The sequence below is a fragment of the Bradyrhizobium sp. SRS-191 genome (assembly GCF_024586915.1).
Taxonomy (GTDB): domain Bacteria; phylum Pseudomonadota; class Alphaproteobacteria; order Rhizobiales; family Xanthobacteraceae; genus Bradyrhizobium.
Genome location: NZ_JANBVS010000012.1, coordinates 90362 through 105772 on the forward strand (window position 1 = coordinate 90362; position 15411 = coordinate 105772).

Here is a 15411-nt window from a genome sequence, read left to right on the forward strand (position 1 = left end):
TACAGCGTGCCCACACCATGAACACCGCCTTCCTCATCCAGCTCCTGGTCAACGGCCTCGTGGTCGGCACGCTCTATGGCGTGGTCGCGATGTCGTTCGTGCTGATCTACAAGGCGACACAGGTCGTCAATTTCGCGCAAGGCGAGCTGCTCTTGATCGGCGCCTGGGTGTGCTGGACCCTGCTCACCAAGTTCCAGGTGCCGTTCTGGGCCGGCATGCCGCTGTCGCTGATCTTCATGTTCGCGTTCGGCATCGCGATCCAGGTCGTGATCCTCCGGCCGATGATCGGTGAGCCCATCATCTCCGTCATCATGGTCACGATCGGCCTCTCGACCGTGTTCCAGGCTGCGCTGAAATGGATCTACGGCGTCAACCCGCAGCCATTCCCGCCGGTGTTTTCCAGCAAGGCGGTCGACATCTTCGGCCTGCAGATCCAGACCGTCTACGTGATGAGCCTCGTCGTGTCGGTGCTGATGATGCTCGGCATGGCCTGGTTCTTCAAAGCCTCCAAATACGGCCTGGCGATGCGCGCCACCGCCTTCAACCAGCAGGTCGCGCAGTCGCTGGGCATTTCCGTCAAGAGCGTGTTCGCGATGGCCTGGGCGATCTCGGCGACGGTGTCCGCCGTCGCAGGTGTCGTCGTCGCGGTCGTCAACGGCGTCTCGTCGGGCCTGTCGGCCTACGGCATCAAGGTATTCCCCGCGGCGATCCTCGGCGGCCTCGACTCCGTCGGCGGCGCTGTGCTCGGCGGCATCATCATCGGCCTCCTGGAGAACATCGCGCAGTATGTCGACAGCCAGTATCTGCACTGGGGCAATCTGTACGAGATCGCGCCGTTCTACGTGCTGATCATCATCCTCATGATCAAGCCCTACGGCCTGTTCGGCACCAAAGACATCGAGCGGATCTAAAATCATGGTTGCACGCTCTACGATCCCCGCCGGTGACTTCCGCACCTCCTACGCGGCCGACACTACGATCTTCCCGACGAAGACCAGCCGCAATTTCGCGATCGCCGGCGTGATCCTGCTGTGCTTCGCGCCGCAGGTGTTCTCGGAATTCTGGCTGTCGATCGCGATCCAGATCGGCATCTTCTCGATCGCGGCGCTCGGGCTGAACATCCTGGTCGGCTTCACCGGCCAGATCTCGATCGGCCAGGCCGGCTTCTTCCTGCTCGGCGCCTTCACCTCGGCCTACATCAACAACGCATATGCCATCCCGGTGTTCTTCGCGATCCCGCTCGCCGGCGTGGTCACGGCGCTGGTCGGGCTCGTGTTCGGCATTCCCGCCGCGCGGCTGAAAGGTCTCTACCTCGTCATCGCCACGCTCGCCGCGCAGTACATCCTGCTCGACTTCTTCTCCCGCGCGGAATGGTTTTCGGGCGGCTCGGTGCCGGCCTCCGCCAATCCGTTCTCGATCTTCGGCTACACGCTGCGCGGCGACCGGCAATATTTCTACGTCGTGCTCGCCTACGTGCTGGTCTGCTATCTGCTGGTCACCAATTTGATGCGCACGCGCGACGGCCGCGCGCTGATCGCGATCCGCGACCATTATCTCTCGGCCGAGATCATGGGCATCAATCTGACCAAGTACCGGACGCTGTCCTTCGGCCTCGCCGCATTCTTTGCCGGCATCGCCGGCGCGCTCTATGCGCACTACCAGCTGGTGGTCTCGCAGGAGGGCTTCGGCATCGAGCGTTCGATCCTGTTCCTGGCCATGATCATCATCGGCGGCACCGGCTCGATCATGGGCACCCTGATGGGGACGGCCTTCGTCGTGCTGCTGCCGGAATCGATGGAATTGCTGAGCCACTACCTCAAGGGCGGCGCGATCGACAAGGCGCTCGCGCTCAACAACAACATCACCTTCCTGCGCGAGATCGCGATCGGCCTGATCATCATCGCCTTCCTGATGTTCGAGCCGGACGGGCTCGCGCATCGCTGGCGGCAGATCAAGACATATTGGAAGCTCTATCCGTTCTCGCATTGATTCCAACCAACAGGGACCGGCGACAATCCGGCCCGGACCACCACAGGAGGAAGCACTATGACGATCAAATCATGGCTCGGCTCGGCGGCGCTGGCGCTGCTCGCAGGCACCTTTGCATCATCGGCAAACGCGCAGCAGATCGCGATCGGCCATCTGCAGGATCTCTCGGGCGGCACGTCCGACGTCGGCACGCCCTATGGCCAGGGCGTCGTCGACACCTTCGCGTGGATCAACAAGAACGGCGGCATCGGCGGCAAGCAGCTTGCTGTCGACAGCAACGACTACGGCTACCAGGTGCCGAAGGCGATCGCGCTGTACAAGAAGTGGTCGGCGCCGGACAACAAGGTCGCCGCGATCATGGGCTGGGGCACCGCCGACACCGAGGCCCTGACCGGCTTCCTCGCCAATGACAAGATCCCGGACATGTCGGGCTCCTATGCCGCCGCGCTCACGGATCCCGAAGGCACCAGCGGCAAGGCCAAGGCCGCGCCCTACAACTTCTTCTACGGCCCGAGCTACTCGGATGCGCTGCGCGCCGAGCTGACCTGGGCGGCCGAGGATTGGAAGGCCAAGGGCAAGCCGGGCAAGCCGAAATTCGTCCACATGGGCGCCAACCACCCCTACCCCAACGCGCCGAAGGCCGCAGGCGAGGCGCTCGCCACCGAGCTCGGCTTCGAGGTGCTGCCGCCGCTGGTGTTCGCGCTGGCGCCCGGCGACTACAGCGCGCAGTGCCTGAGCCTGAAGAGCTCCGGCGCCAACTACGCCTATCTCGGCAACACCGCCGCCTCCAACATCTCGGTGATGAAGGCCTGCAAGAATGCCGGCGTCGACATCCAGTTCCTGTCCAATGTCTGGGGCATGGATGAGAATGCGGCCAAGACCGCGGGCGATGCCGCAGACGGCGTGATCTTCCCGCTGCGCACCTCGGTCGCCTGGGGCGGCGATGCACCGGGCATGAAGACGGTGCAGGAGATCGCCAAGATGTCCGATCCCACCGGCAAGGTGTATCGCCCGGTGCACTACGTCGCCGCGATCTGCTCCTCGCTCTACATGAAGGAGGCGCTCGACTGGGCGGCGAAGAATGGCGGAGCCACCGGCGAGAACGTCGCCAAGGGCTTCCACCAGAAGAAGGACTGGGTGCCGGCTGGCATGGAAGGCGTCTGCAGTCCCTCGACCTGGACCGAGAAGGACCACCGCGGCACCATGAAGGTCGACCTCTATCGCGCGCGCGTCACGGGTCCGACCGAGGGCGACCTCAACGACCTCATGGCCAAGGGCGTGATCAAGCTCGAGAAGGTCAAGACCATCGAGCTGCCGCGCAAGGCCGAATGGGCGGGCTGGTAAGTTGCTGGGCGGCGACTGAGTAAGCTCAGCCGTCGCCACAAACACAATCGTCATCCCCGCGAAGGCGGGGATCCAGTACGCCGCGGCTTCTCGGTGAAGCCTCGGCGTCTCTGGAATACTGGGTCCCCCGCCTTCGCGGGGGACGACAGCGGTGGACAACCACGATGACCGAGACACTCGACAACCCGCGAACCGGCGCAGCCAGCTCAGCAGCAGCCCCGCTGCTCTCCGTGCGCAACATCGAGGTCGTCTATGACGACGTCATCCTGGTGCTGCGCGGGCTCAGCCTCGATGTGCCCAAGGGCGCCATCGTCGCGCTGCTCGGCGCCAATGGCGCGGGCAAGTCGACGACGCTGAAGGCGATCTCGGGGCTGCTCAAGACCGAGGATGGCGAAGTCACGCGCGGCGAGATCATGTTCGACGGCGCGCGCATTGACGGCATCGATCCGGAGAAGATCGTCCGCCGCGGCATCTTCCAGGTCATGGAAGGCCGGCGCATCGTCGCCGACATGACCTCGCTGGAGAACCTCAAGCTCGGCGCCTTCACGCGCTCCGACCGCGAGGTCAACAACGACATCGAGATGGTGTACAATTATTTCCCGCGGCTGAAGGAACGCACCGGCCTGGCCGGTTATCTCTCCGGCGGCGAGCAGCAGATGCTGGCGATCGGACGCGCCCTGATGGCGCGGCCGAAGATGATCCTGATGGACGAGCCGTCGATGGGCCTCTCGCCGCTGCTGGTCAAGGAAGTGTTCGCGATCATCAAGGAGATCAACCGGGATCTCGGCGTCACCATTCTCCTGGTCGAGCAGAACGCGCGCGCGGCGCTGTCGGTCGCCAGCCACGGCTACATCATGGAGCAGGGCAAGGTCGTGCTCGATGGCACCGCGGACGCGCTGCGCGACAATGAGGACGTCAAGGAATTCTACCTCGGCGGCGCCGGCGACCAGCGCAAGAGCTTCAAGAACCTGAAGAGCTTCAAGCGGCGGAAGCGGTGGCTGTAGCCCAACTCTCTCCTCGTCATGGCCGGGCTTGACCCGGCCATCCACGCGCGAGCCGCAACGATGAACGACGTGGATGCCCGGGACAAGCCCGGGCATGACGACCGTAAGATTCAAGGACTGGGTACGATGTCCCACTACGATGCCCTCGAGACCCGCGATCCCGCCGAACGCGAGCAGGATCTGTTTGGCCGCCTGCCCGACGTGCTGCGCGCGGCGATGCAAGCGCCGGCCTATGCGGCGCTGCTGCAGGGCATCGATCCCCAGGACATCACAACCCGCGCCGCGCTCGCGCAGTTGCCGGTGCTGCGCAAGTCCGAGCTCCCTGCCCTGCACAAGGCGGCGCCACCGTTCGGCGGTTTCGTCGCGCAATCGCCAGGCAGCTTCTCGCGCCTGTTCACCTCGCCCGGGCCGATCTTCGAACCGGAGGCCGCGCACAGCGATCCCTGGCGCGGCGCCCGCGCGCTGTTCGCCGCCGGCTTCCGCAGCAACGATGTCGTGCTCAACACCTTCAGCTATCACCTGACGCCCGGCGGCTTCATCTTCGACGCCTCGGCGCGCGCGCTCGGCTGCGCGGTCATCCCGGCCGGACCGGGCAATACCGAGGCGCAGTTCGAGCTGATCGAGGCGTATCGGCCGATCGGCTACAGCGGCACGCCCGACTTCCTGAAGATCCTGCTCGACGCTGCCGCCGGCGCCGGCCGCGACGTCTCCTCGCTCAAGCGCGCGCTGGTGTCGGGCGCGGCGTTCCCGCCGTCGCTGCAGGCCGAGATCAAGGCGCGCGGCATCGACGCCTACCAGGCGTTCGGCACCGCCGATCTCGGCATCATCGCCTATGAGACAGCGGCGCGCGACGGCATGGTCGTCAATGAGGACCTGATCTTCGAGATCGTCCGCCCCGGCACCGGCGATCCGGTAGCATCAGGCGATGTCGGCGAGATCGTCGTCACCTCGCTCGATCCTGCCCACCCCTGGATTCGTCTCGCCCTCGGCGACCTGACCGCCGCCCTGCCCGGCCTCAGCGCCTGCGGCCGCACCAACATGCGCATCAAGGGCTGGATGGGCCGCGCCGACCAGACCACCAAGATCAAGGGCATGTTCGTGCGCCCCGAGCAGGTCGCCGAGATCGGCAAACGCCATCCCGAACTCGGCCGTCTCCGCCTCGTCGTGACCCGCGCCGGCGAGACCGACGCGATGACGTTGAAGGCCGAATGCGCCGCGCCGTCGGACGCTCTCGCCGAGACGCTGAACGCGAGCTTGCGCAGCATCACCAAGCTCGGCGGCAGCGTCGCACTGGTTGCGCCGGGCACGCTGCCCAACGACGGCAAGGTGATCGCCGACGAACGCTGAGACTGGTTCCGGAAAGACCAAGCCCTGCAACAGCAGCATGAGCCGTGCGGCGCGCACGGCCCCTGCGCAATTGTCGCGTTGAGCGCCCTCTCCTATACAGCCATGTCACGTCCCCTGGAGTTCGTTCGCATGGCCTTCCCGCGCGCGTCCAAAGCCCTGTCCCGCTTCACCGTGCTCGATTTGACGCGGGTGCGCGCCGGCCCGACCTGCGCGCGGCAGTTTGCCGATTGGGGCGCCAACGTCATCAAGATCGACGCCATGATGGAAGACGGCGGCGAGGCGCTCGGCGGCCCGCGCCGCGGTTCCGACTTCCAGAACCTGCATCGCAACAAGCGCGCGATGACGCTCAATCTGAAAGACCCCCGGGGCGTCGACGTGTTCATGCGGCTCGCCAAGCAAGCCGACGTCGTCATCGAGAACTATCGGCCTGATGTGAAGACCAAGCTCGGCATCGACTACGAGGCCGTGCGCAAGGTCAATCCGCGCATCGTCTATGGCAGCATCTCCGGCTTCGGCCAGGACGGCCCCTATTCCAAGCGGCCGGGCTTCGATCAGATCGCGCAGGGCATGGGCGGACTGATGTCGATCACCGGCGCACCCGGCGAAGGCCCGATGCGCGCGGGCATCCCGATCGCCGACCTCTCCGCAGGGCTCTCCTGCGCGATTGGCATCCTCACCGCGCTGCTCGAGCGCGAGGTCTCCGGCGAGGGCCAGTGGGTGCAGACCTCGCTGCTGCAGGCGCAGATCTTCATGCTCGACTTCCAGGCCGCGCGCTGGCTGATGGAGAAGGACGTCGCGCCGCAGGCCGGCAACAACCATCCGACCAGCATCCCGACCGGCGTGTTCAAGACGTCCGACGGCTACATCAACATCGCCGCCACCGGCGGCCGGATCTGGGAGCGGCTGTGCCAGACGCTCGGCGCGCCCGAATGGATCGACAATCCGGACTACGCCACCGCGCCGGCGCGCTCCAAGAACCGCGATGCGCTCAACGCCGAGATCAACGCGCGTACGCTTTCGAAGACCAGCGAGCAATGGGTCGCCGAGCTCAACGCCGCCGGCGTGCCCTGCGGGCCGATCTACGCGATCGATCAGATGTTCGAAGACCCCCAGGTGAAGCATCTCGGCATGGCGCAGAAAGTACCGACCGACGATGATCGCGACATCACGCTGGTGGCGCAGCCCTTCACCTTGTCGCGCACGCCGAGCTCCATGGCGGCGCGGCCGCCGGAGTTCGGCGAGCAGACCGAGGAGATCCTCTCCGAATTCGGCTTCACCGACGGCGAGATCGCCGATCTCCGGCTGCATCGCGTCGTGTGAGCAGGTGCAATATGACGGAGCCGCGGCATCCCGCCGCTGTGGCCCAGATGTCACCACGTTGGAACTTCGACCTGGGCGGGATTGAGGCCGGAGCGAGACCGCGTTAACCTCTTCTCATCAGTTGATCGCGGACCTCTCGGGGCCCGCGCGTGTGAGGAGTAGCGGGTCATGAGCGCGTCGGAATTGAACGAGTTTCTGTCGGCAATGGACATGGTGCGCGACGTCAATGCGGCGGCTGTGAACCATGACGGCGTGCTGCCCTTCGACGAGACCATGCTCGACAACGAGTCCGACTGGTACCACATGCCGGTCGAGGAGACCTCGCACTAACCGGTCGCTGCCGCTTGTCGCGCGCGTCTCGATAGCCCGACTTTCAAAGCCTTCGCCCGCCCGGACGAAGGCTTTTGCTTTTCAGGAGACTGATCAGTTCAGGTCGGAATGACCCCAACTGAGAGCCGTGCAAAAAAAAGCCCGACGCAAGCGCCGGGCGAGGTGATCGTCTCGGGAGGAAACATCAGGACGCGATGACCAGAGATCGGGCACCGCGCGTGAGCAGCACAACCTCTGCCCATGAATGAAGCCTACCACCGCGCTGCCTAAAATGCTGTCATCGCAAAGACACAACCTCTGGAGAAGCGCGGAAGCGATTCGAACAACGGTCCGACGCCCACGACCGAGCCGCAAGCAAGCGTGGCGGCGACGCCACAGCCGCCTGCGAATCGCGGCGAGTTTCGAGAGCCCTGTGGCCCCTAAGCCTCGACCTTCGCCGCCGGCGGGGTCGACTTCCCGAAGCTCGCGACCAGCCGATCGATCAGCGGCCAGAACAACAACAGGATGGCGAGCGTCGTGATGGTGCCCACCAGCCCGTTCGCCCAGAACACCTTCATGTTGCCGCCGGAGATGATCATCGACTGCCGGAACGCGTCCTCGGCGCGGCTGCCGAGCACCAGCGCCAAGGTGAAGGGCGCCAGCGGAATCTTGATCTTCTTGAAGACATAGCCGACCACGCCGAAGCCGAGCATCAGCCAGACGTCGAACATCGCGTTCTGGATCGCATAGGCACCGATCGCGCAGGACACCACGATCATCGGCGCGACGGCCGCGAACGGCACGCGCAGGATCGAGGCGAAGATCGGCACGGTCGAGAGCACCAGCACGAGGCCGACGACGTTGCCGAGATACATCGAGGCAATCAGGCCCCAGACGAAATCCTTGTGCTCGACGAACAGCAGCGGTCCGGGATTGAGGCCCCACACCATCAGGCCGCCGAGCAGGATCGCCGCGGTGCCCGAACCGGGAATGCCGAGCGCCAGCATCGGCAGCAGCGCCGCGGTGCCCGAGGCATGCGCGGCGGTCTCAGGCGCGAACACGCCCTCGATGCGGCCCTTGCCAAAACTGTCCTGGTCCTTCGAGAAGCGCTTGGCGAGATTGTAGCCCATGAAGGAGGCCGCGATCGCGCCGCCCGGGGTGATGCCGAGCCAGCAGCCGATCACCGAGGAGCGCAGCAGGGTCATCCAGTATTTCGGCAGGTCCTTCCAGACGGCGAGCACCGTGCGCAGCGAGATCGACGCGGCGTGGCCGCGCAGCGCGAGGCGCTCCTCCATGGTCAGCAGGATCTCGCTGATGCCGAACAGGCCGATGACCGCGACCAGGAAGTTGATGCCGCGCAACAGATCCGTCGAGCCGAAGGTCATGCGCAGCTGACCCGAGACCGTGTCCATGCCGACGCCGGCGAGCAGCAGGCCGAGCGCCATCGCGATGACGGTCTTGTGCTTGTCCTCGCGTCCGAGGCCGACGAACGAGCAGAAGGTGAGCAGATAGACGGCGAAGAACTCGGGCGGCCCGAACTTCAGCGCAAAGGACGAGATCCACGGCGCAAGAAATGTGATCAGCAACACCGCGACCAGCGAGCCGATGAAGGACGAGGTGAAGGCCGCCGTCAGCGCCTCGGCCGCCTTGCCCTGCTGCGCCATCGGATAGCCGTCGAAGGTGGTCGCGACCGACCAGGCCTCGCCGGGGATGTTGAACAGGATCGAGGTAATGGCTCCGCCGAACAACGCGCCCCAATAAATGCAGGACAGCATCACGATGGCCGAGGTCGGATCCATCGAGAAGGTCAGCGGCAGCAGGATCGCGACGCCGTTGGGGCCACCGAGGCCCGGCAGCACGCCGACGAAGACGCCGAGCACCAGCCCGACCATCATCAACAGCAGCGTCTTCCAGGTCAGGAGGACCGCGAACCCGTGCAGCAGCAGACCCAAGGCTTCCATAATTTCAATCCAACTGTTTCCTCGTCATTGCGAGCGCAGCGAAGCAGTCCAGAGTCACGTACTTTGCCCTGGATTGCTTCGTCGCGTTGCTCCTCGCAATGACGGAAGGAGAGACCGGTATCAGTACCCGAACGCCGCTTCGAGCGGTCCCTTGGGCATGAGCACGTCGAAGACGATATCGAAGGTCACGAACATCACGGCGCTGAACAGGAACGCCGTGAGCAGCGATTTCCAGATCGCGATCTTGCCGACGATCCGCATGAAGCCGGCGATCAACAGGAAGCTCGCGACGTAGATGCCGAGAAACTGCATCGCGATGCAGAACAGCAGCGTCGGCACGAACACCGCCATCACGCGGCGCAGCTGCGCGCGCGTCACGAAGGTCTCCATCGCCTCCTTGCTCGACAGAAACGCCGCGCCGATGCCGTACAGGCTGGCGCCGCCGAGGATCACCGACAGATAGAACGGGAAGTAGCCGGCTTCCGGACCGGTCGAGTCCCAGGAGGCGCCGGTCCGCCAATTGTCCCAGGCGAGCACGACGGCCAGCGCGAGCAGCAACAGCGATACGGCGACGTCCACGGCACGGTTGGAGGTGACCGAAGGAGAGTTCTCCTCCGGCGCGGTCGGATCGTCGACCGCGATCTCGATCTCAGCGTTGGACATCGGTCCTGCTCCCCTTGGCCTCGTGCTACTTCGCGACGAAGCCGGCTTCCGTCATCAGCTGCTTATTAAGCGAGCCGTCCTCTTCGAGGAACTGAATCATGTCCTTGCCGGTGAGGAAGATCGGCTTGAGCGCCTGCTTCTCCATGTAGTCCTTGTATTCCGGCGTCTGCACCAGCTTGCTGAACAGGTCGACGTAGAACTCCTGCTGCTCCTGGCTGACCTTGCCCGGCAGGAACATCGCGCGCAGCATCAGGTACTGCACGTCCAGCCCCTGCTCCTTGCAGGTCGGAATGTCGTTCCAGGACTGCGTCTCCGTGACCTTGGCGGTGTAGGAGATGCGCTCCTTGTCGAACACGCAGAGCGGACGCACCTGACCGGCGCGCCAGACTTCGAGGTTCTCGGAGGGATTGTTGACGTTGGCCTCGGTGTGTCCGCCGACGAGCTGCGTCGCCGCCTCGCCGCCGGACTTGTAGGGCAGATAGGAGAACTTGGCGCCGGTCTTCTTCTCGAGGAACACCGTGAGCACGTGATCCTCGCGCTTCGAGCCGGTGCCGCCCAGCTTGAACGGCGAGCCCGACGCCTTGGCGGCCTCGATGAATTCCTTCACCGTCTTCGGCCCGTTGACATTGTCCCACAGCACGAACTGGTCGAGTGCGATCACCGCAACGGGGGACAATTCTTTCCAGTCGAACGGCAGCTTGGCCGACAGTGGCAGCATGTAGATCAGCGAATAGGCGATGAGAACCTTGTTCGCATCGCCGTCGCTGGACTTCATGTACATCAGCGCTTCGGCCCCGGACGCGCCGCCCTTCAGCGACACGACGACCGGCTGCTTCAGCAGGTTGTTCTTCTGGATCGCGGCTTGCATCATCCGCGCCATCTGGTCCGATGCACCGCCGGCGCCGGCGGCGACGACGATCTCAACCGGCTTGCTCGGCTCCCAGCCGGCCGAGGCCGGCGCACTTGCGAAAATGGCAGCCGCAGCGGCTGCGATCGTGATCAAATTACGCATGTGTTTTCATCCCCGTTCGAAGCGCCTGCTTGTATCCTACCAGGATACTGCTGGCTTATTGTGGTCAGTTCAAGAACACAAGCATGATCCGGCCTGATGACCTCGGCATAAGGTCGCAAGACCGGCATCGGACTACTTGCCCTTCCAGTTCGGCGTCCGCTTGTTCAGGAACGCGTCCATGCCCTCGCGGAAATCCTCGCTCATATAGGCGCGCAGGATCAGGTCCTCGCCTTCATCGCGCGACAGCGTCCGGCGGATGCGGCGGACCGCCTCCTTGGTCACTTCGAGCGTGATCGGCGCATGCGAGGCCACCAGCCTGGCCGTCTCCAGCGCCCGCGCTTGCAGCGTGTCGACATCCGGGACGATCTCGTTGAGCAGGCCGAGCGCGAGCGCCTCCGGCGCTTCCACCAGCCGTGCCTTGAAGATCAGGTCCTTGGTACGAGCCGGCCCGATCAGGGACACGACGCGGGAGATGTTTGACATCGACAGGCAATTGCCGAGCGTGCGCGCGATCGGAAAACCGATGCGTGTCGTCTCGGTGCCGATGCGGAGGTCGCAGCAGGCGGCGATGCCGGCGCCGCCGCCGGTGCAGGCACCCGCGATCGCCGCGATGACGGGCACGCGGCACAGTTCGAGGGTGCCGAGCACGCGATCGATCCGCGCCTCGTAGTCCAGCGCATCCTGCGCCGTCTTGAACGCGCGAAACTGGGAGATGTCGGTGCCGGAGGCGAAGGCCTTGTCGCCGGCGCCGGTCAGGATCAGCGCCTTGATCGACCGGTCGGCATTGATGGCCTCGCAGATCGAGGCCATCTGGTCGTACATCGCGAAGGTCATCGCGTTGCGCGCCTGCGGCCGGTTGAAGGTGATCTTGGCGATGCCGTCGTCGACGGCATAGATGAGATCGTCGGAGCCGCTCGCAGGCACGTTCATCAGGCCACCTTCGGGATCGGCGCGGCCTCGCGCGCCTTGAGGACATCCATCGCCGCGAGCACGCCACCGGCGCGATGCGGCACGTTGGCGAGCGCAAGGCCCATCTCGACGCCGGACAGCGTGCCCATCAGCATCAGGTCGTTGAAGTGACCGATATGGCCGATGCGGAACACCCTGCCCTTGATCTTGTTCAGGCCGGTGCCGAGCGACATGTCGAAGTTGTCCAGCACGGTCTTGCGGAACGCATCGGCGTCATGGCCGTCGGGCATGACGACGCCGGTCAGCGCCGGCGAATGCGCCTGCGCGTCCTGGCACTGCGTATCCAGGCCCCACGCCTTCACCGCGGCGCGCGTGGCGAGGCTGTGGCGGCGATGGCGCGCGAACACGTTCTCGTGGCCCTCCTCCTCCAGCATCTTCAGCGCCTCGTTGAGGCCCATCAGGAGATTGCAGGCCGGCGTATACGGGAAGGTGCCGAGCTTGTTGAAGGTGATGATCTCCTGCCAGTCCCAATAGGAGCGCATGCCGGGATTGGACTTGGCCACGGCGAGCGCCTTCTCCGAGACGGCATTGAAGCCGAGACCCGGCGGCAGCATCAGACCCTTCTGCGAACCCGCGACGGAGACGTCGATGCCCCAGGCGTCGTGCTCATACTCCATCGAGCCGAGGCCGGAGATGGTGTCGACCATCAGCAGCGCCGGATGGCCGGCGCGGTCGAGCGCCTTGCGCACCTCGAGCGGCGGCGTCAGGCAGCCGGTCGAGGTCTCGTTGTGCACGATGCACACGGCCTTGATCTTGTGCGCCTTGTCCTCGTTGAGGCGCTGCTCGATCGCGGCGATGTCGGCGCCGTGACGCCAGTCGCCCGCCACGAAGTCGACGTCGAGCTTGAACTTGTCGGCGATGCCCTTCCACAGCACCGCGAACTGACCGGTCTCGGCCATCAGCACCTTGTCGCCGGGCGCGAGCGTGTTGACGATCGCAGCTTCCCACGCGCCGGTGCCGGACGACGGATAGATGATCACCGGCTGCTTGGTGCGGAAAATCCGCTGCGACGCTGCGAGTACGGCGAAGCCCAGCTCCGCGAATTCAGGGCCGCGATGGTCCATCGTCGGCATGTCCATCGCGCGCAGCACGCGGTCGGGCACGTTGGTCGGCCCCGGAATCTGAAGAAAATGCCGTCCTGTGTGCACAGTCATTGGCGTCCATCCCCGGTCATTTGGTTGGTGCGCGGACGTGGTATCCCACGCGCTCGTCGCGCTTTTCTCCCGCCAGACCGCTGGCGTCAACACAGAAGACGCAAGCACCGATCGCTTCGGGCTGACATCCCTCAGATGCACACGACTCCCCTTTTTCTGTGCAGTGCGGCAAGGGCCAATGCGGCCCGTGCCCGCACGTGATTTTGCCTTACTTCACAACCGCGAGATGCCGCGGTGCATTGCCCGATGGGGGCTGATCGAGCAAACCCATCGCGGCATCGACACCGCCAGCGCGGTGCGGCACACCGGCCACCCGCAGCCCCATCTCGACACCGCTGAGCGCCGCCATCAGGGTGAGCTCGTTGCACTCGCCGAGATGGCCGATGCGGAACACCTTGCCGGCGACCTTGGACAGACCCGAGCCGAGTGACATGTTGAAATTGTCCAGTACGACCTGGCGGAACTCATCGGCATTATGGCCGGGCGGCATCAGAACCGCCGTCAGCACCGGCGAGTAGTCCTCGGGGGCTTGGCACAGCACCTCCAGCCCCCAATGCTCGACCGCAGCGCGGGTCGCCGCCGCGAGCCGCAGGTGACGCGCGAACACCTGATCGAGCCCCTCCTCGAGCAGCATCGCGATCGCTTCGCGCAGCCCGTAAAGCAGGTTCGTCGCAGGCGTATAGGGGAAGAAGCCGTTCGCGTTCAGCTTCAGCATGTCCTCCCAGTCCCAGAACGAGCGCGGCATCTTGTTGGTCTTGGCGACCGCACGCGCCTTGTCCGAGACGGCATTGAAGCCGAGCCCCGGCGGCAGCATGAAACCCTTCTGCGAGCAGGACACGGCAACGTCGACCTTCCACTCGTCGAAGCGGAAGTCCGCCGAGGCAAGGCCGGAGATTGTGTCGACCATCAGCAAAGCCGGGTGCTGGGCGCGATCGATCGCGGCGCGGACCTCGCCGATCCGGCTGGTCGCGCCGGTCGAGGTCTCGTTGTGCACGACCATCACGGCCTTGAGCTGATGCGCCGTGTCGGCCGTGAGCTTCTCTTCGATCACCGCAGGATCGACGCCGCGACGCCAGTCGCCGGGAATGAAATCGACCTCGATGCCCCAGCGCGCCGCCATCTGCCGCCACAGCGTGGCGAAGTGGCCGGTCTCCACCATCAGCACCTTGTCGCCGGGCGACAGCGTGTTGACGATCGCGGCCTCCCAGGCACCGGTGCCTGAGGACGGATAGATGATCACCGGGCTCGTCGTCTTGAAGATCTTCTGCGAGCCGGAGAGCACGGCCTTGCCGAGCTCGGCGAACTCGGCGCTGCGGTGATCGATCACCGGCATGTCCATCGCCCTGAGCACGCGCTCGGGCACCGGACTCGGGCCCGGAATGTGCAGGAAATGACGGCCTTGGTGACGGGTCACGGCAGAACTCCAAACGAAAACGGCATTCTGACACCCACAATTGCATGCAATATCTAAATTAACAAGTCCGTAGAGTATGCATTTCTGCCGTCGACCCCATCTGTAACTACCGCTACAATCGTTTCCATGAGTTCCACGATTCCAGACGTTGAAACTGTCCCATTGACCGGGCCAAACGACCGTCCCGCCCCGGCGCGGGACGAGACGTCGCTGCATGACGAGATCCTGGCGCGGCTGCGCGACTATATCGTCGAGGGCCACGTGCCGGATGGCGGCCGGCTGTCGGAGCGGCAGCTGTGCGAAATGCTGGGCGTGTCCCGCACGCCCTTGCGCGAGGCTCTCAAGGTGCTGGCAGCAGAGGGTCTCGTCGAGCTGCTACCCAATCGCGGCGCGCGCGTCCGCCCCCTGAGCGCCGCCGACATCCAGGAACTGTTCGACCTCATGGGCGGCCTGGAAGGCCTTGCCGGCCGCCTCGCCTGCGAGAAGATCTCGGATGAAGAGATCGCGAAGATCGAACAATATCATCACGATATGTACGGCTTTTACATGCGCCAGGACATGCAGGGCTATTTCCGCATGAACCAGCTCATCCACCGCGCGATCGTCGACGCCGCCGCCAACGCGACCCTTCACGCGACCTATGACAGCCTGGCGGGACGCATCCGCCGGGTGCGCTTCTCGGCGAATTTCGCCCGCAAGCGCGAGCGCTGGAGCGAGGCGATGCGCGAGCACGAGCTGATCCTCGACGCGCTGCGCCGGCGCGCCGGTAGCGAGATCTCCGACATCCTGTTTCAGCACCTGCGCAACAAGGGCTCGGCCGCCATTGCCTACTTCGCCGAAGAGCAGACCGGCTTCCCTTCCACCCCTAGTGGAAAGCCGGCCAGAGTAGACTAAGGTCGACATCGCCCGTCTCAAATTGCATGCA

14 protein-coding genes are annotated in these 15411 nt (G+C 64.9%); 8 read left to right on the plus strand and 6 right to left on the minus strand.

Annotation, left to right across the window (positions count from 1 at the left end):
• Window positions 1-17: 17 nt before the first annotated feature.
• From NLR35_RS21480 to NLR35_RS21510, 7 genes are all read left to right on the plus strand, one after another.
• Entirely contained in the window at window positions 18-911 is an 894-nt protein-coding gene (locus NLR35_RS21480) for a branched-chain amino acid ABC transporter permease (RefSeq protein WP_257168523.1), read from the plus strand.
• Between the two features lie 4 nt (window positions 912-915).
• The gene (locus NLR35_RS21485) at window positions 916-1989 is read left to right on the plus strand and encodes a branched-chain amino acid ABC transporter permease (RefSeq protein ID WP_257168524.1); all 1074 of its coding nucleotides are present in this window, start codon (window positions 916-918) and stop codon (window positions 1987-1989) included.
• Between the two features lie 57 nt (window positions 1990-2046).
• Window positions 2047-3333 carry an ABC transporter substrate-binding protein gene (locus NLR35_RS21490; RefSeq protein WP_257168525.1) on the plus strand — a complete coding sequence of 429 codons (1287 nt, stop codon included), beginning with the start codon at window positions 2047-2049 and terminating at the stop codon, window positions 3331-3333.
• Between the two features lie 164 nt (window positions 3334-3497).
• The gene (locus NLR35_RS21495; RefSeq protein WP_257168526.1) at window positions 3498-4337 is read left to right on the plus strand and encodes an ABC transporter ATP-binding protein; all 840 of its coding nucleotides are present in this window, start codon (window positions 3498-3500) and stop codon (window positions 4335-4337) included.
• Window positions 4338-4463: 126 nt separating this feature from the next.
• Window positions 4464-5684 (plus strand): phenylacetate--CoA ligase family protein, encoded by a 1221-nt coding sequence (locus NLR35_RS21500; protein ID WP_257168527.1) that lies wholly within the window; start codon window positions 4464-4466, stop codon window positions 5682-5684.
• A 129-nt stretch (window positions 5685-5813) separates the two neighbouring features.
• Window positions 5814-7004: a CaiB/BaiF CoA-transferase family protein gene (locus tag NLR35_RS21505; RefSeq protein WP_257168528.1), complete on the plus strand. Its 1191-nt coding sequence runs from the start codon at window positions 5814-5816 to the stop codon at window positions 7002-7004.
• Window positions 7005-7172: 168 nt separating this feature from the next.
• Window positions 7173-7334 (plus strand): hypothetical protein, encoded by a 162-nt coding sequence (locus NLR35_RS21510; RefSeq protein WP_257168529.1) that lies wholly within the window; start codon window positions 7173-7175, stop codon window positions 7332-7334.
• Window positions 7335-7753: 419 nt separating this feature from the next.
• Here the strand turns inward: NLR35_RS21510 and NLR35_RS21515 are convergent, their stop codons facing one another.
• The 6 genes from NLR35_RS21515 to NLR35_RS21540 all read right to left on the minus strand — a co-directional run bounded on the left by NLR35_RS21515 (window position 7754) and on the right by NLR35_RS21540 (window position 14486).
• The gene (locus tag NLR35_RS21515) at window positions 7754-9274 is read right to left on the minus strand and encodes a tripartite tricarboxylate transporter permease (RefSeq protein ID WP_257168530.1); all 1521 of its coding nucleotides are present in this window, start codon (window positions 9272-9274) and stop codon (window positions 7754-7756) included.
• A 120-nt stretch (window positions 9275-9394) separates the two neighbouring features.
• Entirely contained in the window at window positions 9395-9937 is a 543-nt protein-coding gene (locus tag NLR35_RS21520; protein ID WP_257168531.1) for a tripartite tricarboxylate transporter TctB family protein, read from the minus strand.
• Window positions 9938-9962: 25 nt separating this feature from the next.
• Complete coding sequence (locus NLR35_RS21525) at window positions 9963-10949, minus strand: tripartite tricarboxylate transporter substrate binding protein (protein WP_257168532.1); 987 nt, start codon at window positions 10947-10949, stop codon at window positions 9963-9965.
• A gap of 132 nt (window positions 10950-11081) precedes the next feature.
• The gene (locus tag NLR35_RS21530; protein ID WP_257168533.1) at window positions 11082-11879 is read right to left on the minus strand and encodes an enoyl-CoA hydratase/isomerase family protein; all 798 of its coding nucleotides are present in this window, start codon (window positions 11877-11879) and stop codon (window positions 11082-11084) included.
• Window positions 11879-13072 carry an alanine--glyoxylate aminotransferase family protein gene (locus NLR35_RS21535; RefSeq protein WP_257168534.1) on the minus strand — a complete coding sequence of 398 codons (1194 nt, stop codon included), beginning with the start codon at window positions 13070-13072 and terminating at the stop codon, window positions 11879-11881. Before NLR35_RS21535 ends, NLR35_RS21530 begins: the two co-directional genes overlap by 1 nt.
• 208 nt (window positions 13073-13280) lie before the next feature.
• Window positions 13281-14486 (minus strand): alanine--glyoxylate aminotransferase family protein, encoded by a 1206-nt coding sequence (locus tag NLR35_RS21540; protein ID WP_257168535.1) that lies wholly within the window; start codon window positions 14484-14486, stop codon window positions 13281-13283.
• Window positions 14487-14612: 126 nt separating this feature from the next.
• Here NLR35_RS21540 and NLR35_RS21545 point away from each other — a divergent pair, with 126 nt between their 5' ends.
• Window positions 14613-15380 carry a GntR family transcriptional regulator gene (locus NLR35_RS21545; protein ID WP_257168536.1) on the plus strand — a complete coding sequence of 256 codons (768 nt, stop codon included), beginning with the start codon at window positions 14613-14615 and terminating at the stop codon, window positions 15378-15380.
• Window positions 15381-15411: the final 31 nt, after the last annotated feature.

What these genes read in the sequence shown, in the direction of transcription:
- NLR35_RS21480 (WP_257168523.1), top strand. Translation starts at nt 18, where the DNA reads ATGAACACCGCCTTCCTCATCCAGCTCCTGGTCAACGGCCTCGTGGTC.
- NLR35_RS21485 (WP_257168524.1), top strand. Translation starts at nt 916, where the DNA reads ATGGTTGCACGCTCTACGATCCCCGCCGGTGACTTCCGCACCTCCTAC.
- NLR35_RS21490 (WP_257168525.1), top strand. Translation starts at nt 2,047, where the DNA reads ATGACGATCAAATCATGGCTCGGCTCGGCGGCGCTGGCGCTGCTCGCA.
- NLR35_RS21495 (WP_257168526.1), top strand. Translation starts at nt 3,498, where the DNA reads ATGACCGAGACACTCGACAACCCGCGAACCGGCGCAGCCAGCTCAGCA.
- NLR35_RS21500 (WP_257168527.1), top strand. Translation starts at nt 4,464, where the DNA reads ATGTCCCACTACGATGCCCTCGAGACCCGCGATCCCGCCGAACGCGAG.
- NLR35_RS21505 (WP_257168528.1), top strand. Translation starts at nt 5,814, where the DNA reads ATGGCCTTCCCGCGCGCGTCCAAAGCCCTGTCCCGCTTCACCGTGCTC.
- NLR35_RS21510 (WP_257168529.1), top strand. Translation starts at nt 7,173, where the DNA reads ATGAGCGCGTCGGAATTGAACGAGTTTCTGTCGGCAATGGACATGGTG.
- NLR35_RS21515 (WP_257168530.1), bottom strand. Translation starts at nt 9,274, where the DNA reads ATGGAAGCCTTGGGTCTGCTGCTGCACGGGTTCGCGGTCCTCCTGACC.
- NLR35_RS21520 (WP_257168531.1), bottom strand. Translation starts at nt 9,937, where the DNA reads ATGTCCAACGCTGAGATCGAGATCGCGGTCGACGATCCGACCGCGCCG.
- NLR35_RS21525 (WP_257168532.1), bottom strand. Translation starts at nt 10,949, where the DNA reads ATGCGTAATTTGATCACGATCGCAGCCGCTGCGGCTGCCATTTTCGCA.
- NLR35_RS21530 (WP_257168533.1), bottom strand. Translation starts at nt 11,879, where the DNA reads ATGAACGTGCCTGCGAGCGGCTCCGACGATCTCATCTATGCCGTCGAC.
- NLR35_RS21535 (WP_257168534.1), bottom strand. Translation starts at nt 13,072, where the DNA reads ATGACTGTGCACACAGGACGGCATTTTCTTCAGATTCCGGGGCCGACC.
- NLR35_RS21545 (WP_257168536.1), top strand. Translation starts at nt 14,613, where the DNA reads ATGAGTTCCACGATTCCAGACGTTGAAACTGTCCCATTGACCGGGCCA.